The sequence below is a fragment of the Aeromonas sp. SCS5 genome (genome assembly GCF_001887375.1).
Lineage (GTDB): Bacteria > Pseudomonadota > Gammaproteobacteria > Enterobacterales > Aeromonadaceae > Aeromonas > Aeromonas jandaei.
Genome location: NZ_LFCS01000001.1, coordinates 301,571 through 327,752, shown reverse-complemented (window position 1 = coordinate 327,752; position 26,182 = coordinate 301,571). Strand labels below are relative to the sequence as shown.

Below are 26,182 nucleotides of genomic sequence, written 5' to 3'. Positions count from 1 at the left end.
TAACCTCCTTGTTAATTTAATATGCCGGATAGGTAATAGTAGTCTGTCAACTTACCTCACCAATTCGGCCTATTTTTAAAGTGTTTTATAATAGAATATTTTAAAGATAGGATACACGTAACCTCTCTAGTCTTCTTCTCCAGAAGATATTTAATAAAGCTCCTGTGCAATGCAGGGGCTTTTATTTTGCTACTCAACAGCCATTTTTTGATTATTTAATGATTTAATTCAAAAATAAATCAATTTAATTCTCTAAATTTAGAGTCTATTTGGCTGCAAGCCTTATGTATCAAGGCTTCAGCACACATATTTTTTAATTTAAATTAGGAAATTAAATGAATGTCAAATCAAATATGTTGGCTGAATTGGAAAGGGTTAGACAAGATGCACAGTCTAAACAACCAGAACAGCCCGTAAAGAAAGAATCAAAACAACTTAGCCCGCACCTCGCCTTGTGTCACACAGACAACCCGAGCGCAAACAACCGCCACAAATCATTGATGCTGAAATCGAAAGATGATGCAAATGAAATTGGTATTGTTAGCTTAGTTAAATCTGAACATGAGGCCATTGAGTTTGAACAGTTCTGCAAAAGCATTAATGATCAACTTCCTGCTCTTTATGAATATGCTAAAGAAAATGGGATCCTTGAAGAAATTCTAAAGTCCCAAACACAACAACAATAATAATATTAATAAATATTACGAGGAATAAAATGGCTACCCTAGCTACTGAATTTAAAACACGCTCTGACGTGATGCAATACTGCATTGATCCACAGTTCGCTGTCAAAACTCTTGACCTGCCTTCTGCACTTACCGTTGACCTGCCAGCAGGCTCTTGTATTGATCCTGCAACTGGCGCACTCCTGAGCGGCTCTACCGCAACCGCCGTTGCTGTTGTCTCCGACTTTGTACCAAAGGGCAGCAAGGCTTTCTGCGTGTTCTACAAGCATGTGATCCTGCTTAAATCTGGGCTGACTGCTGGTAATGCTGCTGGCCTAACGAAAGCAATTTCACTACTTGACGCTGATCCCTATATCGAATTCAGCAAGTAATTAAAACATTACCACAATAACAATAAATAATAACAAGAGGATTACAATGGATTTTAATTATCTAGATTATACAGAAGTATTTGAACAGCACGGTTTTCCACTTAATCGTCTTTTGCTTAGTCTAAATGTCTTTGAAGAAACACCAGTTAATGAATTTAAAATTAACTTTGATTATCTTGTCTCCCAAGACCAAGAGCTTGCTGAACAGGTAGCAATTAATGCCCGAGAGTTTGGCGGTGTCTATCGTCCAAAATCACAACTCAAACTATTCGAGCTTGTTGGTTATGCCCTTGAGAACAGCGTCTCTGTGCAGGACTGGAAGGGCAAGCGCAAGACGGGCACCAAAGACACAGAAATGACTGCCGAAGATGTAGCAGCCGAGCTTCTCTTTGAACAACGCAAGAAGTACCAGCGCACCATGAATGCCCAACTAGCTGACTGCTTGGTTCGAGGTGTTCAAAATAACAAATATGGCAGCGAACAAGTTGTAAGTATGGCAACTGAGTTTGGTTCTAGTGCTGTGACCAAGAACATTGATCTGAATGCTTCTAGCACCCTTGTTGATATCGAACTAGACACCATCCAAACCACTATTCGCAAGAATCTAGGCCAAAAAGTTGATTACCTGAAGGGTTTTGTTGCACTGTGCTCTCCTGAATATTTTCGGGCACTAAAGAGTAACAGTTCTGTTCGTGATACTTTTAAATATTCTCAAGGTTCAGGCCAATATGGCATTGAAAACCTAATTGATTACAAAAACGAATATCCCAGCCTGCAAACATTCTTCTATAACAACGTAACGTTTATTATGGTGGACGATGCAGATATTGGCATCGGTGCAAATAAAGCTGTTTATTTCCCTGTCCTCATGAAGGGTGCAGGTGTGTTCAAGTGGTTCTGTGGCCCAATCAGCAAACATCAAGACCTAGCGGCAAACTCTAGCGGTGCTCCTGTGCATCATTACCGGATTAAAGATCCGAAATTTGGAGATATGTTTGCCATTAGCGAATGGTCAGCGCTGGCAATGAACATGCTGCCTAGCTGTATTGTCAATTCTGAAAACAAAGCATAAATAACACAAAGGGTTTGTTGGTTAATAGTCTAATAAACCCTTGTTCACAACTTGCAGGATAAGGGTAATTATCATCATGGACAACCTTATAGACCCCGTTGTTGCTGTTGTTATTGGCTTGTTGATACTAATTTTAATGTTTCCATTAATCTATGTATTATTTAAAGCAGGGTATTTTTATATATATCTTGTTTGGTTTTTTCTGCTTCAAATGTTTAAATGGTTGTATAGGAAATTACGAAAATGACAACACGATATCGAATTACGATTGAAGAATTTCAAGAAGGTTCTGGATGGGTGCAGATTGAGAAAACAACTGACAAGAACGTATGGAGCCAGTTTATTAACTTCTCTGCATTCTCTAAACTTGTTGGATTGACACGCGCACAACTCCGCTATCGCTTGAAACTTTAATTAATAAAGGCTACTTCATTAAATTGATGTGGCCTTTTTTGTTATCTGCAATTTGCTGCGGATTCAAATGACACTTGATATTTAATGAGTATTAAAAAACAATATTAAACATTAAAAACGATTTAAATTGATTTAATTTAAATAATTAAATTTGGCTGAAGCCTTGATACATAAGGCTTGTAGCCCTGTTTTACTTCTTAACCCCCGCCAGAAAAAAATTAATTAATACCCTATATGCCTATATATCTGCATTCCATAATATCTCAATTATCAATTCTCTTAGGCTGTATTAATTGACACGGAACACCTCGCCCCACAAGTTCCTCGGCATGAGTTCGTAATATCACAGCACTATTTATGCACCAATAGAGCCGATAGGCCGTAGCATCCTTGTTTATCCACAACCATCCTATTTATCCACAGAACACACTATTACAGCCATGTTGGCCTGTTCTATCCTGTCATTTCTCTATCTTTCATAAGCTACACAACAAGGTGCCTCAGCACTATTGCTATAAGCTACTGTTGTTATTGGTGTTTATAGGCATGTTGCCTCATATGTGCATACATGTCTGTATGTGGTCGGCGTAGATTGCCGATTCATATCTCGATGATCCTTGTTATCTCTCACACATTCATATTGTCAGTTTCAATCGTGGCATTCAATTTAGTTGCATATAGCAACTTTTCATATATTCACTAACTATTCTAGCACGTCATTTCCCCTTTATGACGAATGTAGCACGTCAACTCCCCTATGAGAGGGTGTTTTTGTAACGTGTGAAACAAAATAGGATTGAAAAGTTGGTATTGTCTAACACTGGATAAAATTACAGCCATTATCAAAAGTTGGTTCAAGTCAGGCTAGGCAAGGGGCAGAGGGTTGGGCAGTCAGTTTTACTTCGTGCTGGTTGTTCTGATTTAGATGCTTGTGGCCCTCTTGGGTGAGAATCTGGGGCCGATTATCAGGCTATTTAAGCGTGTTTAATCTGGTTTTATTGTCTGTTTTGGATAGGTTGGTTGTTGTATGTACTTGCTGTATAATCCCTTGTGAAAGAATGAGTTAAGTTACTGATAGGACTACTGGGATTGCTTGCAATCCACGACCCTGAAAGGGGAGTGACAGCCAAGATTGCCGAACTGGATGGCAAACTCTCCTCCTGATCCGGCGTGCGGCCCTGGTGCCGTGATTGGCTGGATAGAGCAGATAAAAAAGGATGGCCCGCAAGGCCATCCTTTTTGTTATCCACTCTTCCAGTGACGAAGTGCCGGAACCGGTAAAAAGAAAAAGGCGGGATAACCCGCCTTTTGTCGTCATGCCAGTGGCTGCTTAGTCGCAGGCAACCTGCATGACCTTGATGGCCAGACCGCCACGGGAGGTTTCACGGTACTTGGAGTCCATGTCCTTGCCGGTGACGTACATGGTGTCGATCACCTTGTCCAGCGAGACGCGCGGCTTGGAGGTACGACGCAGGGCCATACGGGAGGCGTTGACCGCTTTCATGGCTGCGATGGCGTTACGCTCGATGCAAGGCACCTGTACCTGACCGGCAACCGGATCACAGGTCAGACCCAGGTTGTGTTCCATACCGATTTCCGCGGCTTCGCAGACGTGCTCCGGGCTACCGCCCATCAGCTCGGTCAGACCGGCAGCGGCCATGGAGCAGGAAACACCCACTTCACCCTGGCAGCCCACTTCGGCGCCGGAGATGGAGGCGTTCATCTTGTAGAGGATGCCGACGGCACCGGCAGCCAGATAGAAACGGGTGTACTCGTCGCGGCCAACCGGCTGGATGAATTTGTCGTAGTAGGCCAGTACGGCCGGGATGATACCGGCAGCGCCGTTGGTCGGAGCGGTGACTACGCGGCCACCGGCTGCGTTCTCTTCACTCACGGCCAGAGCGAACATGTTGACCCAGTCAACGATGTTCATCGGGTCGCTCGAAAGGTTCTCGTTGGTGTTGAGCTGGCGGTAGAGCGGAGCCGCACGACGGGGCACGCGCAACGGGCCGGAGAGAACGCCTTCGGTACGGCAGCCGCGCTCGATACCTTCACGCATGGTGTTCCAGATCTTGCCGAACTTCTTGTAGATCTCTTCCGGAGTGTTGAAGCACTTCTCGTTCTCCATCATCAGTGCAGAGATGGAGAGACCGGTCTGGCTGCAGTGGGCAACCAGCTCGGCGGCGCTCTTGAACGGGTAACGTACGGACATGTCGCCGCTGTCAGCCTTGCCGAAGTTCTCTTCGTCAACGATGAAACCGCCACCAATGGAGTAGTAGGTCTTGCTGTAGACCACTTCATCTTCGATCAGCGCAGTCAGCTTCATGCCGTTTTCGTGCAGCGGCAGGGCTTCGTCGTGGAATACCATGGCATCGCGCGGGAAGCTGACGGTGTGGCAGTGCAGGCCGATCGGCAGGCGCTCGGTCTGTTCTACGCGGGAGATAAATTCAGGAATGGCATCGATATCGACGTTCTCCGGCAGGTTGCCGGCCAGGCCCATGATGATGGCGGTGTCGGTGTGGTGGCCTTTACCGGTCCAGGAGAGGGAGCCGTAGACATCGACATTGATGCGGGTGATATCGCGGATCTTGCCGCCTGCACGCAGTTCGTCAACAAACTGTTTGGCTGCTTTCATCGGGCCAACAGTGTGGGAAGAAGAGGGGCCTACACCGATTTTGAAGATATCAAAAACGCTGATCATGTCACTATTACCTCAGGGTAGAAGGGGGCGGCATGCCCACTCACAGAAATTTGGGAGATCCATGGAACGCGCTGGTTTGCGCAGGTCACTGAACCAGATAACCGTAGTGTAACGGCTCGCGACCTAAAAAAAGTTGAAATAGATCTATTTTTGTTGAGTTTGAGGTGCGAGTATAAAATTTATTTTGGTGCTTATCCATTTTGTTAAGCGTTTGCCCATAAAAATACCCGGCGATGCCGGGCATTTCGGAACCAAATGGAGTCAATTGCCGTTTTTTAACATTCGGTAATGTTAACGGCGAGGCCGCCTCGAGCCGTCTCCTTGTACTTGGTCTTCATGTCGTTGCCGGTCTCCCACATGGTTTTGATCACCTTGTCGAGCGACACCTTGTGCTCGCCGGTGCCGCGCAGGGCGAGACGGGCGGCATTGATCGCTTTCACTGCGCCCATGGCGTTGCGCTCGATGCAGGGCACCTGTACCAGCCCGCCAATGGGATCGCAGGTGAGCCCGAGATTGTGCTCCATGCCGATCTCGGCGGCGTTCTCTACCATGGCCGGACTGCCACCCAAGAGTTCGGTCAGCGCGCCGGCCGCCATGGAGCAGGCCACGCCCACTTCACCCTGACAGCCCACTTCCGCTCCCGACAGGGAGGCATTCTTCTTATATAAGATGCCGATCGCTGCCGCAGTGAGGAAAAAGCGCACCAGCTCGTCATCATCGACCTTGTGGACGAAGCGATCATAGTAGTGAAGCACCGCCGGAATGATGCCGGAGGCGCCGTTGGTGGGGGCGGTGACTACTCGTCCGCCTGCCGCATTCTCTTCGTTGACGGCCAGCGCAAACAGATCGACCCACTCCATCACCATCAGGGGATCCTTGTTGAAGTTGGTCTCGCAGCTGAGTTGGCGAAATAGCCCCGGGGCGCGGCGCCGTACCTTGAGCCCGCCCGGCAGAACCCCTTCGCTCTTGCAGCCCCGCTCGACGCAACCCTGCATCGCCTGCCAGATCTTGCGAAGACCGCTCTTTATCTGCTCGTCGCTGCGAAAGACACGCTCGTTGGCCAGAATGATGCCGGAGATAGAGAGACCGCTCTCCTGACAGTGTGCCAGCAGTTGGGCGCCGCTCTCGAACGGGTAGGGGATCGGGTGTTCGCTATCCGTTCTGGCTGCTTCCTCCTTGGCGGTTGCGAAGTGGCTCTCTTCAATGATGAAGCCGCCGCCAATCGAGTAGTAGGTCTGGCTGAGGCGCAGGTTTTCCTCTTTATCAAAGGCGCGCAGAGTCATGCCGTTGGTGTGGGCCGGCAGGGTTTTACGGCGGTTGAAGATGATGGCACCGGTGCGGGGAAAATGGCTTGGCTGTTCGCCTGCCAGCTGCAGGCTCTGCTCCTTTTCCACTAGCGCCAGAATGGCGGGGATGGCATCGATATCGACCGACTCCGGTTCAAAGCCCGACAGCCCCAGAATGATCGCCTTGCCGGTACCGTGTCCCTTGCCGGTCTGGCCCAGCGAGCCGTAACACTCCACTTCGACTCGCGCAGTATGAGGAAGATGACCATGGAGCTTGAGCTGCTGCACAAAGGCATAAGAGGCGCGCATGGGACCTACTGTATGGGAAGAGGAGGGGCCGATACCGATAGAGAAAAGGTCAAACACACTGATCATGACACCACTCCGGTGATGGTTTATGTCTGTTTATTCTAGGATTTTTGCCATGGATGAAAAGCGGGGATGTGCCGCGCTGTGACATGGGTAGAGATATGAAGAGCAGGAGGGGGAGAGAGGGCTGAAGGGATGAGCCCCTTCAGCCGGACAGATCAGTCGAGAAATTCACACAAGTAAGCGGTGGGGGTAGTCACCTCCAGTTTGAAGGAGGAGTGGCCCGCAACCAGGAAGGATTCACCTTGGCTGTAGGTGTGCCACTCATCTTCATCCGCCAGCTGGATGGTCAGGGCACCCTTGATCACCGTCATCCGCTCAGGGGCGGCGGTATTGAACAGGTATTCACCGACGTTCATGACGCCGACAGTAGATTTCTCGCCTTTTTGCTCAAAACCGATGGATTTTACATTTCCGTCAAAATATTCGTTAACTTTCAGCATCTTTACATCCTTGTATGTTCGGTTGTGCAGCCAAGCTAGCACAACATTTTGCCAATTGTCATTGGGCTGACTGCAAAAAACGCAACCAAAGGGTGGGAAATGCGCTTTTTAGAAAATTATTAATAGCTTCTGTTAACGATTTGTCGATTTCAAACAGCAATGAAATATGCGATAACACGCCGCAGCAGGGGAATGTGCAGGAGCTCATTCCCCTGTCTGGTTTATTGCACTGGGAAAGTGCGAATGTAGCTACATAAAGGAAAGTACTGTGTTGACTAAAGGACTCATAAAAAATATCGGCTTCCAGGTTGTGGTGGCCATGGTACTGGGGGCGGTGGTCGGGGTGCTCATGGGTGAGCAGGCCACCATCTTTGCCCCACTCGGTACCCTCTTTATCCAGCTCATCAAGATGCTGGTGATCCCGCTGGTGGCGGTTGCCATCCTCTCCGGCGCCGCCAATCTGGGTGCAAGCCCGGCTGCGGGCAAGATAGGGGTGGCCACGCTGGCCTTCTTCCTTGTCACTTCGGCACTGGCCGTGTTGCTGGCACTGGTGATGGGGCAGATCTTCAAGCCGGGTGTCGGTGTCGATTTTGGCTCAGTCTCCTCCATGTTTGGCGGTGATTATGCCGATAAAGGGGCGCTGCCGGATGCCGTCGCAACCCTGCTTGGCATGATCCCGACCAACGTGTTCCAGTCCCTCAACGAAGCGAACATTCTGCAGATCCTGGTGTTCTGCATGTTCCTCGGCATTGCGCTGGCCAAACAGCCGCGCGAGCGGGCCAAGCCGCTGGTCGATGGCCTCAATACCTTGGTGGATGCCTTTGTCTGGATGATCAACAAGGTGATGATCATCGCGCCGCTCGGGGTATTCGGTCTGATGGCTGATGCCATCGGCACCTATGGCTTCGATGTGCTGACGCTGGTGCTCAAGCTGTTCGTGGTCTATGTTGCCGCGATTTTGATCTTCGGCTTTGTGGTCTACCCACTGCTGGTGGCGCTCTTCTCCAACACGCCGGTGATGACCTATATCTCGGCGATGAAGAAGCCGCAGATCGTTGCCTTCTCTACCGCCTCCTCCATGGCGACCCTACCGGTCAATATGGAGACCTGCGAGCAGGATCTGAAGGTGACCAATGCAACGGCCTCTTTCGTGTTGCCGCTGGGGGCCACCATCAACATGAGCGGCAACGCCATCTATTACGGTCTGGTCGCCATCTTCTTTGCGCAGGTTTACAACATTGATCTGAGCGTTGGTGCCTGGGCTGCCATCATAGTGACGGCCACCCTGGGGGCGATTGGTCAGGCCGGTGTACCGGGCCCAAGCTTCCTGGTGGTGGCGGTGCTGCTGGCGGCAGGGATCCCCATCGAAGGATTGCCGCTGCTGTTCGCGCTGGATCGTCTGTTCGACATGATCCGGACTTCCCTCAATATCACCGGCGACGCAGCCTGCGCCGTGATCGTTGATCGCTTCAGCCCGGAGTATGACCCGCAGCGCTGGAACAAGGCATAAGCGGGATTAACCTTCTGGTTATGCCAAAAGCCTCCACCTTCGGGTGGGGGCTTTTTTGTGCCCGCTGGTTACAGAAAAAAAGGATTGGTCTGAACAAACAGCAAAGCGGTAGAAGAGGAAGAAAGGATAAGGAGAGAGCAAAGGTGTTGTCAGACGGCAGGTAGCAAAAAGGGGAGCTTGGCTCCCCCGAGGATGGTCTGACGTTGGCTCAGTCAGAGGTGTGGTTAAACAAGCAACCACAACAGCTTGAAATCATATCCATGTTGACCATTTCGGCACTGATGGCTGAAAACGCCAGTTTGTGGCGATTAAAGCGTCATGCCAGAGAGGCTCGTTCCCGATTGATGCCTCTCTATCCGACTCAGAGCTGTGACAGCGAGGGCAGAGAGACAGCAACCAGGGTGAAAAACACGGTAAAAACAGCGGTAACAACAAACTCTTTCATCTTTTTTCTCCCCAGGTTGTTGGTTGATGAGGTCAAGATACCATAACAGGAGCTTAAAACAAGGGTTTGGTTGATAAAATTGAGCTTTGTGTTCTTCGTGATGATGAAGGCTCTGTTTTTGCAATCTTGTGGCTATTTTATCCTCTATGCTTGAGGTGTTGGTTGTTTTAATGGGGCTTATATATTAAAAGTTCTTTATTTTCAGTGTGTTAGTTAAGTGAGTGGAATCTGAATTAGGGGTTTTGAATGGAGCCATTAATTGGTTTTACATTTTTTGTCGGGCTAGGCAGCCATTTTTAGCGTCAAAAAATGGCTGTGAATCTGGTTTTACCGCTTCTGGCGAAGATAATCCCCCTCTGAAAGAGAGTAATGCCGGTATCGGCATGCAATCCAGCGCCATGGTTAGGGTTTTATCACGATCTTCTGTTCATGGATCTGCATAAATAGCCCTGCTTTTAGCGATGTAGCCGGATCTGAGAGAGAAAAAATGCAGAGGTAGCCCATTTTTTAGCCTCTGACTATGGATGAGATAGCGTGATTGATATTGGTTGGTGCAATAGTGGCTTGGGAAGCGGTTTTTCCCTCAAGGGGACAAGTTGCAACCTGCAGGGGGGAGCGAGATAGGCCCCCGATCTGCGACTGCCTGTATCTGTAGCCAATGTTGAGCCCCGTCGGTGCGGATTAGAGATAACGCATCGCCTAACAGGAGCACTAGAGGACAACAGTAACAGTGGGGGAATAAGAGAGAGCGGATGAGATGATAAAGAGATGATGCTGGGCAAGCTGTCGGTAGCGACTGCAACGGTGGATTTGAAGCGCAACCTCAATCCCAACCTCAAGCCGGTTATATAGGCATTGTTGTTATTTCGCAGTTGGCAGATCAGCCTGATGACATTGCCAAATGTGCTGGCACCAATCCATTTTCTGGGCACCACGGTGAGTGACGGCTAGAAATAGAAAAACCCTCCGGATGGAGGGTTTTTGCATAACCAGCTTGTTCCGGCAGTGCTTAGAACAGGGTGGTGGAGAGGTTGTAAAGCTCCTGATCGAACGGACGCTTCATGTTCTCGATGCAGTCGATGATGTCGTGGTGTACCAGCTCGTTGCGCTGGATACCGACGCAGCGACCACCGTGACCAGCCAGCAGCTGCTCAACGGCATAAGCACCCATACGGCTGGACATGATGCGGTCACGGGCAGTCGGGGCACCGCCACGCTGGATGTGGCCCAGGATGGTGGCGCGGGTTTCACGACCGGTCAGGGCTTCGATATCTTTGGCCAGCGCGTTCACGTCGGTAACGTGCTCGCAGATAGTGATAATGGCGTGCTTCTTGCCCTTGGCTTCGCCTTCCTTGATCTGCTTGAGCAGCTTCTCTTTGTCGAAGGCTACTTCCGGCACGATCACGTACTCGGCACCACCAGCAACGGCGGCAGACATGGCCAGATCGCCACAGTGACGACCCATGATCTCGACCACGGAGATACGGTGGTGGGAGCTGCAGGTATCGCGCAGGCGGTCGATGGCGTCAACCACCACGTTCAGGGCGGTATCAAAGCCGATGGTGAAGTCGGTACCGGCGATGTCGTTGTCGATGGTGCCCGGCAGGCCGATGCAGGGGAAACCCTCTTCGGTCAGCTTCTTGGCACCCATGTAGGAGCCGTCACCACCGATGACGACCAGCGCATCGATACCGTGCTTTTTCAGGTTTTCGATCGCTTCGGCGCGCACTGCGGGGTCTTTGAAAGCAGGGAAACGGGCGGAGCCGAGGAAAGTACCACCACGGTTCACTACATCGGAGACGCTGTGACGCTCCAGTTTGACGATGCGATCCTGGTGCAGACCGAGGTAGCCATCATAAATACCGTAAACTTCCAGGCCGTAATGCAGACCGGCGCGAACCACAGCGCGGATGGCTGCGTTCATACCCGGTGCGTCGCCACCACTGGTCAGAACACCAATACGTTTGATTTGTTTGGTCATGAGTGCCTCTGGATCTGAGTTGTCAAATACGAATGTTTGGAAATAGACAAGCCACTTTTACTATATCGGCTTTCGTATGGGATGCGGGGGCCACCATAGGAAAAGCGATACAAGAGAGGGGACAAGCCCCTCTCTTTGCCGTAATCAGTGATTACTTGGCCGCGCCAGCGATGATCTGGGAGAAGTCGTCCACTTTCAGGGACGCACCACCGACCAGGCCACCGTCGATGTCCGGCTGACCGAACAGGTCGGCAGCAGTGGCGCCAGTGACGGAACCGCCGTACAGGATCTGTACTTTGGCAGCAACGGCGGCATCAAAACCGGCCAGGTACTGACGGATGTGAGCGTGAACGGACTGAGCGATCTCCGGAGTGGCAGTCTTGCCAGTACCGATGGCCCATACCGGCTCGTAAGCGATAACGGCGTTGTTGAAGGAGGCGATACCGCAACGGTCGATAACGGCTTTCAGCTGGGTCTCAACCACGTTCTTGGTCACGCCGGCTTCGAACTGCTCCAGAGTTTCACCGATGCACAGAACCGGCACCAGGCCGCCTTTCTGGATCGCTTCGTACTTGGCAGCAACCACGTCGTCACTCTCTGCATGCAGGGTACGACGCTCGCTGTGGCCGACCAGAGAGTAGGTGCAACCGAAGGCTTTCAGCATGGACGGAGCGTTTTCACCGGTGAAGGCGCCAGACTCGTGTACGTCGGCGTTCTGGGCACCGTAGGCGATTTTGGTGCCAGCGGTCAGCTGCTCAACCAGACCCAAAAAGATAACCGGCGGGCAGACGGCGACTTGCACAGAAGGATGAGCGGCAGCAGCCGGTGTCAGTCCTTTGATCAGAGCTTCTACAGAAGCCTTGGTGCCGTTCAGTTTCCAGTTACCCATTACCAGGTGCTGTCTCATCTTCTTAATCTCCTAGGCATTTGATTGCGCAACATTATATGAATTGAACCGAGCCCAAGATAGCTGACCCGGCGGCAAATGACGTAATTTTTTTTCGCTTTCCTGATCCAAATCAGGAATGAAACGCTTGATTGCTCATTCGTTAACCTGCCCCCGCAAGCGAGCCCACCATACCCCAATCCATTCGTGGATGGCAGCTTCGGAATACATCAGATAGCGCCCTTTGGGTAAATAACTGTAGAGCGGTTGGGCCACCTGGCTCTGCTTGGCGGTGTAATCGGTGGGGGCCGGCACGGCGTTGAGCCCCTGACCCTGATAGAGGGCCATGGCGCGCGGCAGGTGGGTGGCAGAACTGACCAGCGCCACCTCTTTTCCCTTCAGATGGCGGCTGATACTGACCGCCTCATCATGAGTGTCTTTGTTGTTTTCAAACAACGTCATTCGCGAACGGGGTATGCCGAGGCTCTCGGCCATCCGGGCGTTGACCTCGGCGTTGGAGAGGGTATCCCCCGACACATAGCCGGAGAACACCAGCTCGGCTTCGGGATAGGCCTGGGCAAGGCGCACCCCCTCCAGAGTTCGTGCCAGCGAGATATTGTTCTGCCAACTGCGCATCGGTACCGCCGGATCGCTGACATGGCCGTTGCCGAGCACCACGATGGCATCGATGTTGGGATGCTGGCTCACCTCGAACGGCGGGAAGGTTTGCTCCAGCCCGCGGGCCAGTTCGTAGCTCACCGGCCGCATTCCCAGCAGGGCGACCAGCAGCAGCGAGAGAGTTGCCAGCAGCTTGCCGGTTTTCTGAAAACGGGTAAACCAGAGCAGCAGCAGGGCGACCAGAAGCAGGGAGAGGGAGAAGGGGAGCGGCATCAATAGCTGACCCAGCCACTTTTTGAGCACAAACACGGCAGACACTTCCTTGAGTTTTCAGCAAATTCGGGATGTGACAGAATACCTCTCTTTTTTGGGATGGCCACAACCCTGTGGCGCTAATGTTGAGTTTCTCCTTGAAGCACGATCAGAGTTTTGACGGGCGCGCCGACAAGTTCGCCCGCAACATTTACGACTCCACCAAGGGGCGCATCCGCACCACCATTGTCTGGAGCGACATAGAAGCCTGCCTGGCCCGCCTTGGCAACCGACCGCTGCGCATCCTTGATGCGGGGGGCGGTTTTGGCTATTTCGCCCAGAAGCTGGCGGCCATGGGTCATCAGGTGGAGCTGTGCGATCTGTCAGCAGAAATGCTGGAACTGGCCCGCAGCCAGATCGCCGAGAAGGGGCTGGAAGACAAAATTCGTCTCATCCATTGCCCCATTCAGGATCTGAAGCAACACGTGACCGGGACCTTTGATCTGGTGCTCTGCCATGCGGTGCTGGAGTGGCTTGCCGAGCCGCGTCAGACCTTGCTGGGTCTGTTCCCTTTCGTCAATGCCGGGGGCATACTGTCGCTGCTTTTTTACAACCGTCATGGTTTGCTGTTCCAGAGCCTGGTGGTGGGCAATTTTGACTATGTGCGCCTTGGTCTTCGCAAGAAGCGCCAGACCGCGCTTACGCCCACCAATCCCCAGCTGCCGGAGCAGGTCTATGACTGGATTGGTCGCGGGGGGCTGCGCATCATCGGCAAGACCGGGGTGCGGGTGATCCACGACTATATGCGTCACAAGCAGGATCAGGTGGAGAAGTTCGACGATCTGCTGGCCATGGAGCAGCAATATTGCCGTCAGGAGCCTTTTGTCTCCCTCGGTCGCTATATCCATGTGATGGCCCAGAAGCCGGCCAGCTGATTGTTCGCTGTTCACGTCGATGTGGACCATGTTTTCGATGCTACCGGATGTAGCCGCGCGCACGATTTTGCGCCCAATACAACAACGAGATGACAACATCATGATGAGTACATCCCGTACCCTGCCAGAGATGGTGGGATGGGTCAGGCAGGAGGGGTTGGCGTTGAGCCTGCCGACCGACCGGCTGGCCTTTCTGATTGCAATCAAGACCTTGTCCGAGGATGAGTCGGACCTGTCGGAAGCGGCGCTGCACGATGCCTTTGGCTATGTCAGCAGCGCCTTCGGCCAGATGGACGAGACCCTCACCGGTCGCGCCAACAACGCCATCAACGATCTCATTCGCCAGCAGCTGCTGTCGCGTTTTAACACCGACATGGTGGCGGGGGAGAGCCTCTACCGCCTGTCGCGCCTGGGTGTGAGCATCGTCGACTTCTTTATGGATCAGCGTCAGGTTGACTCCATCAAGCTCTCCATTCTACTCGAGCACCTGGCTTCCGAGCTCGACACCGCCCGCAAGGCGGCGCTTGAAACCAACACCCGCGAGCAGTGGGATGCCGAGGTGCTGCCACGGCTCACCTTCTCGCTGGAAGAGACGCTGGGGCGGATCGATCTCACCCAGCGCGCCATGGATGAACAGCAGAATCAGGTCAAGAGCGAAATCGCGGCCCTGCTGACCCAGAACTGGGTCGATGCCATTCACAGTTGCGAAAAGCTGCTGCACGAGACTGGCCAGACCCTGCGCGAGCTGCAGGATACCCTGGATGCTGCCGGTCACCGCCTGCAGGCGGGGCTGCTCAATATTCAGGAAGCAGCGCAGGGGCGCGACGATCTGTTCCACGTCGAGGAGCTGACTCACGCCTTGCAAGGTCGTCTTGACGTCATCACTAGCTGGGGTCAGCAATGCATCGAGCTGTGGTCCCGCTACGACAGGCACGTCCACAAATTTATCCGCAACGCCATCGATATGGACAAGAACCGCGCCTTCAGCCAGCGGCTGCGCGAGTCCATCCGCAACTTCGAGCAGCACAACTGGCAGCTGCGGGTGGCCGAAGAGCCCCGTCTGCTGGAGCTGCGCGATGAAACCATCGCCATCCACGACGAGGAGGTGACCGGTGAGGTGCCCCTCGAGATGGAGTACGTCGAGATGGTGGACATCAATCAGGAGCTGGCCGAGCGCATCGAGCGCTATCTGGCCCGCTACCCTGAGCAGGGCCAGCAGCTGGATCTGGCCGATGTGCTGCGGGAATACCTGCTGGACTACCCGGCTCATGCCCACTTCGATGTGGCGCGTCTTCTGATCGACCAGGCCGTGCGCCTGGGCCATGCCAGCGGCGAGCGCGAACTGCATCGCCAACCCGCATGGAAACCCATTAACCAAGCTGGATCCAAGGTTCAGGCCTATGTCATTGATCAATTCTGAGTTTCCCTTGCCGCTGCGCCTTGCAGAGGCGATTGCCAACCCCTTGTTTCCGCGCATCGACACCGCCTTGCGCTCCGGTCGCCACATCAGTGCCGACGAGTTCGAGCAGCATTCGGCGCTGGTCGAATATCACAGCGAGCTGGAGATCTTCTACGGCCGCTATCAGGTGGAACTGATCAAGGCGCCGGAAGGCTTCTTCTACTTGCGTCCGCGCCCGAGCTCCGACATCGGCACCACAGTGCTCTCCGAGCTCGATATGCTGGTGGGCAAGGTGCTCTGCTACCTCTACCTGAGCCCGGATCGTCTGGCCTCGGAAGGGGTATTCGCCATGGCCGAGCTGCAGGAAGAGGTGCTGAGCCTCGCCGACGAGAAGCAGCTGCTGCGGATGGTCAACAGCCGCTCCGGCGGTACCGATCTCGACAAGAAGAAGTTGCTCGAAAAGATCCGTACCTCCATGCGCCGTCTGCGCCGCCTTGGCATGATCACCGCCCTTGGCAACGGGGATAAATTCCGGGTCAACGAATCGGTGTTCCGTTTCGCCGCCGACGTGCGCTCCGATGAAGATCCGCGCGCTGTCCAGCTGCGGATGATCCAGGAGGGTGAAGCCATCTTCCACGACGACGAAATGCCGAGCAGCGACTCGCTCTTTGATGACATCGAGGCGGATCTCGATGAAGAACAACTGGATCTGGAGGTATAACCGGTGCGAGGCAAGTTCAAATCCCTGACCATGGTCAACTGGAACGGCTTCTTTGCCCGGACCTTCGATCTCGACCAGCTGGTCACCACTCTTTCCGGCGGCAACGGCGCGGGCAAGTCCACCACCATGGCGGCCTTTATCGCGGCGCTCATCCCCGACCAGTCATTGCTCCATTTCCGCAACACCACGGAAGCGGGATCGAGCAGCGCCTCCCGTGACAAGGGGCTCTACGGCAAGCTGCAGCGCGGCCACTGCTACTCCCTGCTGGAAGTGATGAACAGCCGCGAACAGCGGATCTGGGTCGGCGTGCACCTCGAGCAGGTGGCCAACCGCGACAACAAGGTCAACATCACCCCGTTCGCGCTGGTGGATGTGCCGGAGAATCTGGCACCGACCGATCTGCTGCTGGAGAAGCTTGATGGCGGCAAGGGGCGGGTACGCGCCTTTACCGATCTGAAAGGGGCGGCCGCCGAGCTGGGGGCGCTGAAAGTCGCCAAATTCAATACGGTGACCGACTATCACAACTTCATGTTCGAGTTCGGCATCACCCCGAAGAAGCTGCGTGATCAAAAAGATCGCGGCAAGTTCTATCGCCTGATCGAAGCCTCCCTCTACGGCGGCATCTCCTCGTCCATCAGCCGTTCCCTGCGTGAATATCTGCTGCCGGAGAACTCCGGGGTACGCAAGGCGTTTGCAGACATGGAGGCGGCCATCTATGAAAACCGCCGCACCCTGGAGGCCATCAAGGAAACCCAGGGTCAGCGGGATCTGTTCAAGAACCTGATCACCGAGACCACCCACTATGTGGCGGCGGACTATGTGCGCAACGCCGCCGAGAAGAGCCGTCTCTCCGAGCTGGCCCTCAAGGCGCGCCAGGAGCTGGCCGACAAGCGCCGCATTCTGGCCGAAGAGAAACAGCGCGCCATCTATCTGGCCGACGAGGTGGAGCAGCTCACTAACCGTGAGAAACTGCTGACCGACGAGCTGGAGTCTGCCTCCGAGCATCTGGCCAAGGTGATGGCGGCTGTCAGTTTGCAGAAGAAGATAGAGATGTACCGCGCCGATCTGGCGGATCTCTCTGACAAACTCGAACAGCAGCAGGCTGTGGTGGAGGAGATCCACGGCCAGCTGCTGGAAGTGGAAGAGCGCAAGGAGCTGGCGCAGGCAGAAGTCGACAGCCTCAAGACCCAGCTGGCCGACTACCAGCAGGCGCTCGATATCCAGCAGACCCGCGCCATCCAGTACCGTCAGGCGGTGCAGGCTCTCGATGCTGCCCGCGAGCAGTGCGAGCTGCCGGGGCTGACCGCCGAACAGGCGAGCGACACCCTGCACCAGTTCCGCGCAGCCGAGCAGAGCCTCACCAGCCGAGTGCTGGGGGCCGAGCAGCAATTGGCGCTGGCCAAGGCAGCAGTGGCCGAGCACGAAGCGGCGCTGGCGCTGCTTTTGAGCATCGCCCCCGAGACAGTGCGCGAGGCCGCCTGGCCCACCGCGCAGGCGCTGCTCAAGCGTCACATCGAAGACAAGGCCCGTATTGCCCAGGGGCAGGGGCTGCGCGCCGCGCTGGCTCGCCTCGAGAAAGAGAGCGAAAGCCAGAAAAATCTCTTCAAGCTGCGTGACGAACTGCAGCAGGCCTCTGGCCAGCTGATTGCCAGCAGCGATGAGCTGGAGATCTTCCTCGAAGCCCAGCGCACCCGTCAGGAGGAGCTCTCCGAGCAGCAGGCCGAGGTGAACCAGCGCCGCGCCAGCCTCGAGCATCAGGGCTCCCAGCTGGGCCGTGATATTGCGGAGCTGACCAAGTTGGCGCCACGCTGGCTGAAATCCTTTGAAAAGCTCGAGCAGCTGCGCGAGCAGAGCGGTTTACCGCTGACTACCGCCGAAGAGCTTTCGGCCGGTATGCAGACAGTGCTCGACAAGGAGCGCGAGTTCGAGCAGGAGAGCAACCGCATCGCGGCGCAGAAACAGGCGCTGGAGCTGCAAATTCGCAACCTGCAGCTGGGAGCTGGCGAGGCGGATCCCCGTCTTGCCCGCATCGCCGAGCAGGTGGGGGGCGTGCTGCTCTCCGATGTCTACGACGACATCTCCATCGACGATGCCCCTTACTACTCGGCGCTCTACGGCCCGGCTCGCAGCGCCCTGGTGGTGCTCGACCTTGAGGGCGCCATCGAGCGGCTGAAAAAGCTGGAAGATTGCCCGGAAGATATCTACCTGATTCAGGGCAACCCCGACTCCTTTGACGAGGATCTGGTGGAAGCGGACGAGCTGGGGGACGCCGTGCTGGTGCGCACCAGCAAGCGTCAGGTGCGCTTCTCCCGCTACCCCGAGCTGCCGCTGTTTGGTCGCGCCGCCCGGGAAAAACGGATCGAGCAGCTCGACCTTGAGCGCGAAGGGCTCATCGAGGGTTACGCCAAGGCCGCTTTCGAGCAGCAGAAGTACCACCGTCTCTACGGTCACTTCCGCGACTTTATCGGCCAGCATCTGGATATCGCCTTCCGCCCCGACCCCGAAGCCGAAGTGCAGGCCAAGCAGGCCGAACTGCGCGCGCTGCAAGGGGCCATCGGTGAGTGCGACAAACAGCTGAGTGATGCCAAAGCGGCCGCCGCCCAGCTGACTCGCCATATCCAGCTGGTGCAGGGGATGCTGCCCTTTGCCCACCTGTTTGCCGAGACTGATTTGGCGGCCCGCCTCGAGGCGGCTCACGCCGATGTGGAAGCGCTGAAACAGGCCGAAGCCTTTATCGCCAAACACGGCAAGTCGCTGGAAAAACTGGAAACCATGGTGCAGGTGCTGCGTCAGGACCCGCAGGATCTGGCCGCGCTGCAGGCTGCCTATGATGAGGTGAGCGACCTGCTGGCCGAGCAGAAGCGCCGTTGCTACGCCCTCGATCAGCTGGTGGCCCGTCTGCCGCACTTTGCCTATCAGGATGCACAAAACCTGCTGGGCAAGGCCTCCGAGATGAGCGAGCGACTCAAAGAGAAGCTGAAAGCGGCCGAGCTGGCGGCCCGCACCGCTGGCGAGCAGCACAAGCAGATTGCCCAGCGCCATACCGAGGCGTTGCAGCTGCGCACCGCCCTCAACTCCAGCGTCGAGGCCAAGCGCCAGACCCTGACCGAGTTCGAGCTGGAGCTGGCGGCCATGGGGCTGACCCTCTCTGACGATATGGAAGAGAAGGCGCGCGCCCACAAGAAAGAGATTGAAGAGCTGCTGATCCGCACCCGTTCCCGTCGCACCAGCGCCGAGGCCCAGCTGCAGGTGACCAAGCGCGAGATCGAATCCCTTGGCGGTCGTCTCAAGCTGGAAGGCAAGGATTACTACAGCGCCCGTAAATCTCTGGTGGGTCACAAGGCGAGCTGGTCGCGGGTGGTGCGGCTGGCGCGGGAGACCGACGTCGAGAAGCGCCTCAACAAGCGCGAGCTGGCGTACCTTGACAGCGACGAGCTGCGCTCCATGTCGGACAAGGCCCTCGGCGCCCTGCGGGTGGCGGTGGCCCACGACGAAGCCCTGCGCGATGCGTTGCGTCTCTCCGAGGGCAACCGCAGCACCGAGCAGAAGGTCGCCTTCTACGTGCAGGTCTACCGCTACCTCAAGGATCGCATTCGCAACGACATCATCCGCTCCGATGATCCGGTCGAAGCGATCGAGGAGATGGAGATCGAGCTGGCCCGTCTGGCTGACGAACTCAAGCAGCGGGAAACCCACCTGTCGCTCTCCTCTCACGAGGTGGCGGCCAAGATCACCAACATCATCCGCCGCGAGCAGAACCGCATCCGGGTGCTCAACCAGGGCTTGCAGAACATCGCCTTTGGTCTGGTGCGCGGGGTGCGCCTCAACGTCAATATCCGCGAGGCCCACACCCGTCTGCTGACGGCGCTGGCCGATCAAACTGCCATGCACAACGATCTGTTCGCCGACAAGGAGCTCAGCTTCTCCGAGGCGATGGCCAAGCTGTTCCAGCGCCTGAACCCGCAGATCGAGCAGGGAGATCGCAGCTATCAGGTGATGGGCGACGTGCTGCTCGACTATCGCAACTATCTGGAGCTGGAGATCGAGGTGCAGCGCGGTGCCGACGGCTGGCTGCGTGCCGAGAGCGGTGCGCTCTCTACCGGTGAGGCGATCGGTACCGGTCAGGCCATCCTGCTGATGGTGCTGATCAGCTGGGAGGAGGAGTCCCGCCGTCTGCGCGGCAAGGATATCGCTCCGTGCCGTCTGTTGTTCCTCGACGAAGCGGCCCGTCTGGATGGCAAATCCATCGCCACCCTGTTCGAGCTGTGCGAGCGGCAGGATATGCAGCTGCTTATCGCCGCGCCGGAGAACATCAGTCCCGAGAAGGGTACCACCTACAAGCTCATCCGCAAGGTACAGGGCAAGCACGAGCATGTGCATGTGGTGGGTCTGCGCGGTTTCGGCTTTGCCGACGACAAGCTGATCGCCTGACTCTGATGGGCAAATAGCAGGAGAAAAGGGAGGCATTCGCCTCCCTTTTTATTGGGGAAATATGGCAAAGTAGCGGCGCTGCCCCTGATGGGGTAAGGCTGCGGATGAACGGGCTTGCCCGGTTCTGGTTAAGTATCCCTCTTGTTGTGCTGCGTTTCGGACGCAGATCGGAGGGTGTTTGCGTGCTCGAGTTGGCAAACGAGAGCAGAGAAGTTGCCCTTTGATTGTCTCTTGGGTGCAACAGTGGTGATTTAAATCCTGTGTTAATTGCAACAATCGCGGTGGCCACTGCACTGGCACCGGGCTGGGCGCCATGATGGCAAGGGGCCGCCTACATTGCGGTGGCTTGCCGGTATGGGGAGAATCTCCCCGTTACTGCGACGTGAGATGATCCGCCGGGCTATCTACCCGGCAAGGTGAGCGAGGAGAAGTAGATGCGCGGCATCGGGAGAGAAGGAGTGGTGCAATCGGCCTGCAAAGGGGGGCTGTTGCTTGTCTGCCTGCTGCTGGCAGCCTGTAGCAGCCGTTATGACGAGAGCCACGGCGGCAGCTGGCGCGGCTATAGCGAGACCGGTTATGCCAGCTATTATGCCGACCGCTATCACGGCAAAAAGACCGCCAGCGGCGAGCTCTATCGCAACAATCTCAATAGCGCCGCCCATATGGAGTTGCCCTTTGGCTCCATGGTGCGGGTGACCAACCTCGCCAATGGCAAGAGCGTAGTGGTCAAGGTCAATGATCGCGGCGCCTTTAAAAGCGGGCGAATTATCGATCTTTCCAAATCCGCCTTCGGCTCCATCGCCAATATTCGCGAAGGTGTTATCAAGGTGAAGGTTGAGGTGTTGTGACCGCTCGTGATGCTTCAGAATCTGCAGTCGTTTGGAAAAATCGTAATAGGGTGATTGTGCGCTCACAGCGTATCCCAATTATGGCTTGAGCAGGGAAAGAGATGGATATTGAGCTGATTAATATGCCGCAAAGTGAATTTGAGCAGGTCTTTATTGTCGTGAAACAGGGGATTTTTCCCTATGTTGAGTCGCTCTTTGGCTGGGATGACCAATTTCAACGCGAACGGCTAGCCAGCTCATATTTGCCGCAATGGTTTTCGTGGATCCTGCATGGGGGAGAGCGCATTGGTCTGTTATGTTGCAAGCCATATGAGGATGCCCAGCATGTTCATCTGCTGATCATTTTCCCTCAGTATCAGGGGCGGCAGCTTGGCGCTGCCGTGATGGAACGGCTTCATCAGGAGGCTGAGCGTGAGGGGAAATGCCGGGTCACCCTGTCCAGCTTCACAGAGAACCATGGGGCGATACGGTTTTATCAACGCCTTGGTTACAACGTGGTCGAAGAGGATCAGGCGTTTGTCTCCATGTCCCGGCCGTTGGGCAGTGACCTCGGATTGAAAAAAGTGGTTAATGGAGAGTTGTGATGGCGATTTTGAATATTTTGACGGCTCCCGATCCCAGGTTGAGGCTCAAGGCCGAGCGGGTTGAGGATATTGCTGCCGTACAGGGGCTGATCGATGACATGCTGGAGACCCTGTATGCGACGGAAAACGGGATTGGTTTGGCCGCGACTCAAGTCGGGCGTAAAGAGGCCGTCGTTATTATCGACTTGTCCGAGAGCAGGGATCAGCCGCTGGTTTTGATTAATCCACAAGTGATAAACGGTACTGAAAAGGTGCTTGGACAAGAGGGCTGTCTCTCCGTGCCGGATTATTATGCGGATGTCGAGCGTTACAGCTCGGTGGTGGTATCTGCACTGGATCGAAAAGGCAATCCGATCACCATCGAAAGCAGCGATTTTTTGGCCATTGTCATGCAGCATGAAATTGATCATCTGGATGGCAACTTGTTCATTGATTACCTGTCACCGCTCAAGCGGCAGATGGCACTCAAACGCGTTAAAAAATCGCTCAAGTCCGCCAGCTAATGTCTGCGGATAGTGGCTGGCCGTTTTAGTTATGTGGGGAGCAGGCAGAATGAAAGTGGCAAGATGGAATGTCAGGGCACTGTTTGGCCGCAATGGCAATGAGGTACGGGGACGTTATGGGCTGAAGGCACTGCTGTTGCTGGGAACATTGTGGGTCGCTCTCCCCGTATCAGCCGATGAAGAGCAGCTGCCGGCCGAATATCGCCCCTTTGTGCAGCAGTTGGTCGATGCGGCAGAAGCCCGGGATCATCAGGCCCTTGCCAACCAGATGAAGTACCCCTTCAAGCAGGAGTATCCCATTCCCGCCATCAAAACCCCGGCGGAGATGCTGATCCGTTTTGACGAGGTGTTTGATGACGCCATATTAAAAAGCATCGCTACCTCCCGGGTCGGGCAGGATTGGCAGACCATGGGCTGGCGCGGCATCATGCTGGGCAGTGGCGAGGTCTGGATGGATTTTGATGGCAAGGTCATCGGTATCAATCATCAGACGGCGCAGGCCGCCAAATTGAAAGCCGAGCTTATCGCCAGGCAGAAAAGCGGTCTGCATCCCAGTGTGCGGGAGTACAAGAGCCCCGCGTTGATGTGGCAGACCGAGAAATTTATCATCCGCATCGACGAATTGGACGATGGCCACTATCGCTATGCCTCCTGGGCCAGGGGCAAGACGCTCGCCGACAAGCCGGATCTGGTGCTGAAAAATGGTACCGTCAGGGTGGAGGGGACGGGGGGCAATCATACCTATCTCTTCACGAGCGGCCCCTATCGCTACGAGTGCGTCGTCACCGTATTGGGTGAGCGAGGCGTGCCACCGGGTGAGCTGGTGGTCTATAAAGACGACGTCGAGATAGTGCACCAACCGGTGATCAAGGTGCTGTGACAGCAAATCCACATAAAGAGAGATCAAGGAGCGGCCAGGTGCCGCTCTTTTGCTTTCGCAAACTGAGGGATGAGCTTCGCTAGCTTTGCGGCACCCTGACCCCTTTATCGAGATAGAGGCTGCTGTAGTTGGCCCTGTGGGTGACAAACATCACCTGATGGCGGCTACCGTCGGAGAGGATAAGGAAATCGCCCGCCTGGGCAGGGCTTTGCAAGGAGACCTCCTGCTCGGGGGCGGTCAGGCGGTCGACATCATCCTTGAAGGTGAGGGTGTAAGAGAACATATGGCGCTCCACTGCTGGCTCATATCAAACACTGCCTCCAAGGCTAGTTGCTGCGAGCACTGCATGCGGCGCCCGATTGGCGCTGTTCGACCAAATTTCTGAAACGGTATGCAAAGAGAAGGGGGATCACCTGGCATCGTCAAGCCAGTCCAGCAGTTGTGCACCGACCTCCGGGCTGCCGAGCAGGGCCATATGAGTGGTGCGATAGACAATCAGGGTATGTTCGGGGGGAAAGTCGAGTTGATGTGCGCGCTCCCGGTGCAGGCCCAGCGCGCTGCGCAGGGGGACCAGTCCATCGCCAATCAGCCGTTCTGCCAGCAGGGTGCGTTTGGCGGATGTGGTGCCGGCGATGGCAAAGCAGGCTACGTCGCTTGGAAGCGGGAGCGGTTGGCGGGGATCACGCCCTATGGTGCGCTCCCTGTTATTGCGGGAGGCGTCGATGACCTTGCCATGGCGAAGATCCCGAATGCCCTGGCTGCGTATGCGGGTCAGATTCACAAAGGGCATGCTGTAAGGGGTGACTGGCAGCAGCTGCTCCAGCCAGTGGCCAGCGGATTCGAGCGGCGCGCCGTGGTGCGGTGTGCCAAGAAAGATGAGATGCCGCAGTCGCTTGGGCCAGCGCAGTGAGTGGATTTGGGCGTAATGGCAGGCACTTCGGATAACCAGTCCCCCCATGCTGTAAGCCAGCACGCTGAGCTGCTTGATGGCCCCCGGCCATCGGTCACACAGCTCCTCCAGCTGCAGCGCCAGCGCCTGCCCGTTGCTGGCAATGGAGAGACCCGAGTTGTAGCGCAGATAGAGAGGCAGATAGCCAAGCGCCTTGGCTACCGCTTCGCCATGGTTGACGGATTTCCCCTGATAGCGGGTGTGCCACTGCAGATCGTTCATGCAGAGGCCATGGATCATCAGCAGCACTCGCCCCGTGTGGGGAAGGTCGGCTGGCATGGTCTGCCAATCGAGCTGCTTGCCCTGATAGCGCAGAGTCATCGGGGTGGCGAGGGCGTTTTGCTGCTCGACCAGCTTGTCACCCAGCACGCCATTGAGGGTTGCAAGCAGAGCAGCGCGCTTGGGCGTCTCTGCCGCAGAAGGTTGCGTCGGGAGTGGCAGGCGGGCCAGCAGGCCATTGATACCACTGCCGAGGCTATTGGCCGCCCCGTGAACCCCCTTGTAAATAAGCCCGGTGAGACCCGCCGTTTTACCCTTGTCCCGTCCCTTGATACCCATACCGCCCAGCACCGCCTGATGCACCGCTTCAGTTATCTGCACGGTAGCGGGCAGCGCCTGGGTCAGCAGTTGCGCCAGCTCGCGGATATCCGAAAGCTGCCAGGAGGAGGGCGACTTGTCAGCGGCATCGGTCATAAGCACTCCTTGCTGTGGTGAGTAACGTGGGTGGTAGCCATGCTGCGAATGGTCTGCAGGCCAAACCAGCTTGCGCCCTTTGGCCTGTGTTTACCAGTTTCATCAAATGCATTGGCGGGCGCACAGGCGTTGAAAAGTTCTCTTGCGAAGCTGGTCACGGTAACCGCAAGGAAAATCACATCTACTTCCTCATATGACGCTGTCAGGGAGAGGTGAGATGTCGTTGTTTGATGAGATCCGGGTACAGGAGTTGTGTGCAAGGTTGCTCGATAGCCGGAACGAGAAGGGTTGTTCTCTTGAGAGCAGACATGGTCGCGAGTTGAAGGAGCTGTTGCAGACTCATTGTGGCTTAAGACCTGTCGGACGCAGTGCCCGTCATGTATTGACCGAGGCGGGACGGGCTTATTTGATCGGACAATTGGCGCAGGTGGTGCCACCGGAACCGAACAAGCGTGAGCAACTGGCGCTTCTTGGCGTGACGTTGCCGCCGCGGCTGAATCAAGCCTGCGGGTATGCGCTCTGGTATGGGGACAGCAAGCATCCGCGCACTGAATGTCCGGATCCACAACTGGCGAATCTGACGCTGACACAGGATGAGGTGATCCGAATCCGTACCCTCGAACCGCTCTCGCTGGTCGATATGCACGGTCAGCAGCAAGATATGACGGCAGTGATGGCGCTGCTGGGGGAATTGGCGTTGCCGGAGCGGGCGCTGGGCACGCTGGCGGCCATCGGCTGGCAAGGGGAGCGCGTTATTACAGTGGAGAACAAAGGGGCCTTTATCGACTACCCGCTGCAGCCGGGACAACTGTTGCTGTTTGCCCCCGGGCGCAATACCAGACTTGCCAAACGGCTGATCCCCTTGCTGCCTCAAAGCATAGAGTGGGCTCACTTTGGCGATCTTGATCAACGTGGCATCGATATCGCCGTTGAACTGGCCCGTGAGCTTCATCGTCCCGCCATGCTCTGGCTTCCCGACGCTATCCACACTTATCTGGAACACTATGCCCGTCCCGTAGGAGCTTTTACGGAGGTGGTTGGCAAGGTGCACTGGCGTAAAGAGGAAAGAGTGAGGGGAGCTCTCCCTTGGCTCGATGAGTTGATCACCGATGGAAAGTGGCTGGAACAGGAGGTATTGATTGCTGCGCCGCACTGGCGTCTGTGGGCGCTTGAGTAGCAGAGTGTTAAAGGGGAGGGCAGTCACC

Annotated in this window: 21 protein-coding genes; 13 read left to right on the top strand and 8 right to left on the bottom strand. The window is 55.4% G+C overall.

The window, feature by feature from the left end:
• The first annotated feature begins 335 nt into the window (after positions 1–335).
• From BS300_RS01525 to BS300_RS01515, 3 genes are read left to right on the top strand one after another with little or no spacing between them, the layout of a single operon-like run.
• Positions 336–686, top strand: a complete 351-nt coding sequence (locus BS300_RS01525; protein ID WP_071910279.1) for a hypothetical protein — start codon at positions 336–338, stop codon at positions 684–686.
• A 29-nt stretch (positions 687–715) separates the two neighbouring features.
• Entirely contained in the window at positions 716–1,057 is a 342-nt protein-coding gene (locus BS300_RS01520; protein WP_071910277.1) for a hypothetical protein, read from the top strand.
• A gap of 46 nt (positions 1,058–1,103) precedes the next feature.
• The gene (locus BS300_RS01515) at positions 1,104–2,129 is read left to right on the top strand and encodes a major capsid protein (RefSeq protein ID WP_071910275.1); all 1,026 of its coding nucleotides are present in this window, start codon (positions 1,104–1,106) and stop codon (positions 2,127–2,129) included.
• 1,744 nt (positions 2,130–3,873) lie between these two features.
• On the opposite strand, the gene BS300_RS01510 is transcribed toward BS300_RS01515, so the two are convergent.
• From BS300_RS01510 to BS300_RS01495, 3 genes are all read right to left on the bottom strand, one after another.
• A complete protein-coding gene (locus BS300_RS01510; RefSeq protein ID WP_041207648.1) occupies positions 3,874–5,244 on the bottom strand; it encodes an L-serine ammonia-lyase in 1,371 nt (456 codons plus the stop codon).
• Positions 5,245–5,519: 275 nt separating this feature from the next.
• On the bottom strand, positions 5,520–6,905 hold the full coding sequence (locus tag BS300_RS01500) for an L-serine ammonia-lyase (RefSeq protein WP_071910271.1): 1,386 nt from the start codon (positions 6,903–6,905) through the stop codon (positions 5,520–5,522).
• Between the two features lie 152 nt (positions 6,906–7,057).
• Positions 7,058–7,342 carry a pyrimidine/purine nucleoside phosphorylase gene (locus BS300_RS01495; protein WP_042030890.1) on the bottom strand — a complete coding sequence of 95 codons (285 nt, stop codon included), beginning with the start codon at positions 7,340–7,342 and terminating at the stop codon, positions 7,058–7,060.
• A gap of 268 nt (positions 7,343–7,610) precedes the next feature.
• Here BS300_RS01495 and BS300_RS01490 point away from each other — a divergent pair, with 268 nt between their 5' ends.
• Positions 7,611–8,852, top strand: coding sequence for a dicarboxylate/amino acid:cation symporter (locus BS300_RS01490; protein ID WP_033113265.1), 1,242 nt, complete (start codon positions 7,611–7,613; stop codon positions 8,850–8,852).
• A 1,454-nt stretch (positions 8,853–10,306) separates the two neighbouring features.
• Here BS300_RS01490 and pfkA read toward each other — a convergent pair.
• The 3 genes from pfkA to elyC all read right to left on the bottom strand — a co-directional run bounded on the left by pfkA (position 10,307) and on the right by elyC (position 13,091).
• Positions 10,307–11,278 carry a 6-phosphofructokinase gene (pfkA, locus tag BS300_RS01480; RefSeq protein ID WP_041207654.1) on the bottom strand — a complete coding sequence of 324 codons (972 nt, stop codon included), beginning with the start codon at positions 11,276–11,278 and terminating at the stop codon, positions 10,307–10,309.
• Between the two features lie 151 nt (positions 11,279–11,429).
• Positions 11,430–12,185 (bottom strand): triose-phosphate isomerase, encoded by a 756-nt coding sequence (gene tpiA, locus BS300_RS01475; protein ID WP_041207655.1) that lies wholly within the window; start codon positions 12,183–12,185, stop codon positions 11,430–11,432.
• Positions 12,186–12,320: 135 nt separating this feature from the next.
• Positions 12,321–13,091, bottom strand: a complete 771-nt coding sequence (gene elyC / locus BS300_RS01470) for an envelope biogenesis factor ElyC (protein WP_071910267.1) — start codon at positions 13,089–13,091, stop codon at positions 12,321–12,323.
• 101 nt (positions 13,092–13,192) lie between these two features.
• On the opposite strand from elyC, the gene cmoM reads away from it, so the two are divergent.
• From cmoM to BS300_RS01430, 8 genes are all read left to right on the top strand, one after another.
• Entirely contained in the window at positions 13,193–13,969 is a 777-nt protein-coding gene (gene cmoM / locus BS300_RS01465; protein WP_033113262.1) for a tRNA uridine 5-oxyacetic acid(34) methyltransferase CmoM, read from the top strand.
• Between the two features lie 100 nt (positions 13,970–14,069).
• A complete protein-coding gene (gene mukF / locus BS300_RS01460; RefSeq protein WP_042030892.1) occupies positions 14,070–15,389 on the top strand; it encodes a chromosome partition protein MukF in 1,320 nt (439 codons plus the stop codon).
• Entirely contained in the window at positions 15,370–16,089 is a 720-nt protein-coding gene (gene mukE / locus BS300_RS01455; protein ID WP_005336835.1) for a chromosome partition protein MukE, read from the top strand. Before mukF ends, mukE begins: the two co-directional genes overlap by 20 nt.
• A gap of 3 nt (positions 16,090–16,092) precedes the next feature.
• Entirely contained in the window at positions 16,093–20,520 is a 4,428-nt protein-coding gene (gene mukB / locus BS300_RS01450; protein ID WP_071910265.1) for a chromosome partition protein MukB, read from the top strand.
• Between the two features lie 434 nt (positions 20,521–20,954).
• Positions 20,955–21,368 (top strand): septal ring lytic transglycosylase RlpA family protein, encoded by a 414-nt coding sequence (locus BS300_RS01445; protein ID WP_050490001.1) that lies wholly within the window; start codon positions 20,955–20,957, stop codon positions 21,366–21,368.
• Positions 21,369–21,469: 101 nt separating this feature from the next.
• Positions 21,470–21,952, top strand: coding sequence for a GNAT family N-acetyltransferase (locus BS300_RS01440; RefSeq protein ID WP_071910263.1), 483 nt, complete (start codon positions 21,470–21,472; stop codon positions 21,950–21,952).
• Positions 21,952–22,455, top strand: a complete 504-nt coding sequence (gene def, locus BS300_RS01435; RefSeq protein WP_071910261.1) for a peptide deformylase — start codon at positions 21,952–21,954, stop codon at positions 22,453–22,455. The genes BS300_RS01440 and def overlap by 1 nt, the downstream gene beginning before the upstream one ends.
• Positions 22,456–22,504: 49 nt before the next feature.
• On the top strand, positions 22,505–23,335 hold the full coding sequence (locus BS300_RS01430) for a hypothetical protein (protein ID WP_083593323.1): 831 nt from the start codon (positions 22,505–22,507) through the stop codon (positions 23,333–23,335).
• A gap of 79 nt (positions 23,336–23,414) precedes the next feature.
• On the opposite strand, the gene BS300_RS01425 is transcribed toward BS300_RS01430, so the two are convergent.
• Positions 23,415–23,618, bottom strand: a complete 204-nt coding sequence (locus BS300_RS01425) for a hypothetical protein (RefSeq protein ID WP_033113256.1) — start codon at positions 23,616–23,618, stop codon at positions 23,415–23,417.
• A 126-nt stretch (positions 23,619–23,744) separates the two neighbouring features.
• Positions 23,745–24,977 (bottom strand): alpha/beta hydrolase, encoded by a 1,233-nt coding sequence (locus tag BS300_RS01420; RefSeq protein ID WP_071910257.1) that lies wholly within the window; start codon positions 24,975–24,977, stop codon positions 23,745–23,747.
• A 217-nt stretch (positions 24,978–25,194) separates the two neighbouring features.
• On the opposite strand from BS300_RS01420, the gene BS300_RS01415 reads away from it, so the two are divergent.
• Positions 25,195–26,154 carry a Wadjet anti-phage system protein JetD domain-containing protein gene (locus BS300_RS01415; protein WP_071910255.1) on the top strand — a complete coding sequence of 320 codons (960 nt, stop codon included), beginning with the start codon at positions 25,195–25,197 and terminating at the stop codon, positions 26,152–26,154.
• Positions 26,155–26,182 lie beyond the last annotated feature (28 nt).

Excerpts from the sequence above, each read along its gene's own strand:
- BS300_RS01525 (WP_071910279.1), top strand. The coding sequence starts at position 336 with ATGAATGTCAAATCAAATATGTTGGCTGAATTGGAAAGGGTTAGACAA.
- BS300_RS01520 (WP_071910277.1), top strand. The coding sequence starts at position 716 with ATGGCTACCCTAGCTACTGAATTTAAAACACGCTCTGACGTGATGCAA.
- BS300_RS01515 (WP_071910275.1), top strand. The coding sequence starts at position 1,104 with ATGGATTTTAATTATCTAGATTATACAGAAGTATTTGAACAGCACGGT.
- BS300_RS01510 (WP_041207648.1), bottom strand. The coding sequence starts at position 5,244 with ATGATCAGCGTTTTTGATATCTTCAAAATCGGTGTAGGCCCCTCTTCT.
- BS300_RS01500 (WP_071910271.1), bottom strand. The coding sequence starts at position 6,905 with ATGATCAGTGTGTTTGACCTTTTCTCTATCGGTATCGGCCCCTCCTCT.
- BS300_RS01495 (WP_042030890.1), bottom strand. The coding sequence starts at position 7,342 with ATGCTGAAAGTTAACGAATATTTTGACGGAAATGTAAAATCCATCGGT.
- pfkA (WP_041207654.1), bottom strand. The coding sequence starts at position 11,278 with ATGACCAAACAAATCAAACGTATTGGTGTTCTGACCAGTGGTGGCGAC.
- tpiA (WP_041207655.1), bottom strand. The coding sequence starts at position 12,185 with ATGAGACAGCACCTGGTAATGGGTAACTGGAAACTGAACGGCACCAAG.
- mukF (WP_042030892.1), top strand. The coding sequence starts at position 14,070 with ATGATGAGTACATCCCGTACCCTGCCAGAGATGGTGGGATGGGTCAGG.
- mukE (WP_005336835.1), top strand. The coding sequence starts at position 15,370 with ATGTCATTGATCAATTCTGAGTTTCCCTTGCCGCTGCGCCTTGCAGAG.
- BS300_RS01445 (WP_050490001.1), top strand. The coding sequence starts at position 20,955 with ATGCGCGGCATCGGGAGAGAAGGAGTGGTGCAATCGGCCTGCAAAGGG.
- BS300_RS01440 (WP_071910263.1), top strand. The coding sequence starts at position 21,470 with ATGGATATTGAGCTGATTAATATGCCGCAAAGTGAATTTGAGCAGGTC.
- def (WP_071910261.1), top strand. The coding sequence starts at position 21,952 with ATGGCGATTTTGAATATTTTGACGGCTCCCGATCCCAGGTTGAGGCTC.
- BS300_RS01430 (WP_083593323.1), top strand. The coding sequence starts at position 22,505 with ATGAAAGTGGCAAGATGGAATGTCAGGGCACTGTTTGGCCGCAATGGC.
- BS300_RS01425 (WP_033113256.1), bottom strand. The coding sequence starts at position 23,618 with ATGTTCTCTTACACCCTCACCTTCAAGGATGATGTCGACCGCCTGACC.
- BS300_RS01420 (WP_071910257.1), bottom strand. The coding sequence starts at position 24,977 with ATGACCGATGCCGCTGACAAGTCGCCCTCCTCCTGGCAGCTTTCGGAT.
- BS300_RS01415 (WP_071910255.1), top strand. The coding sequence starts at position 25,195 with ATGTCGTTGTTTGATGAGATCCGGGTACAGGAGTTGTGTGCAAGGTTG.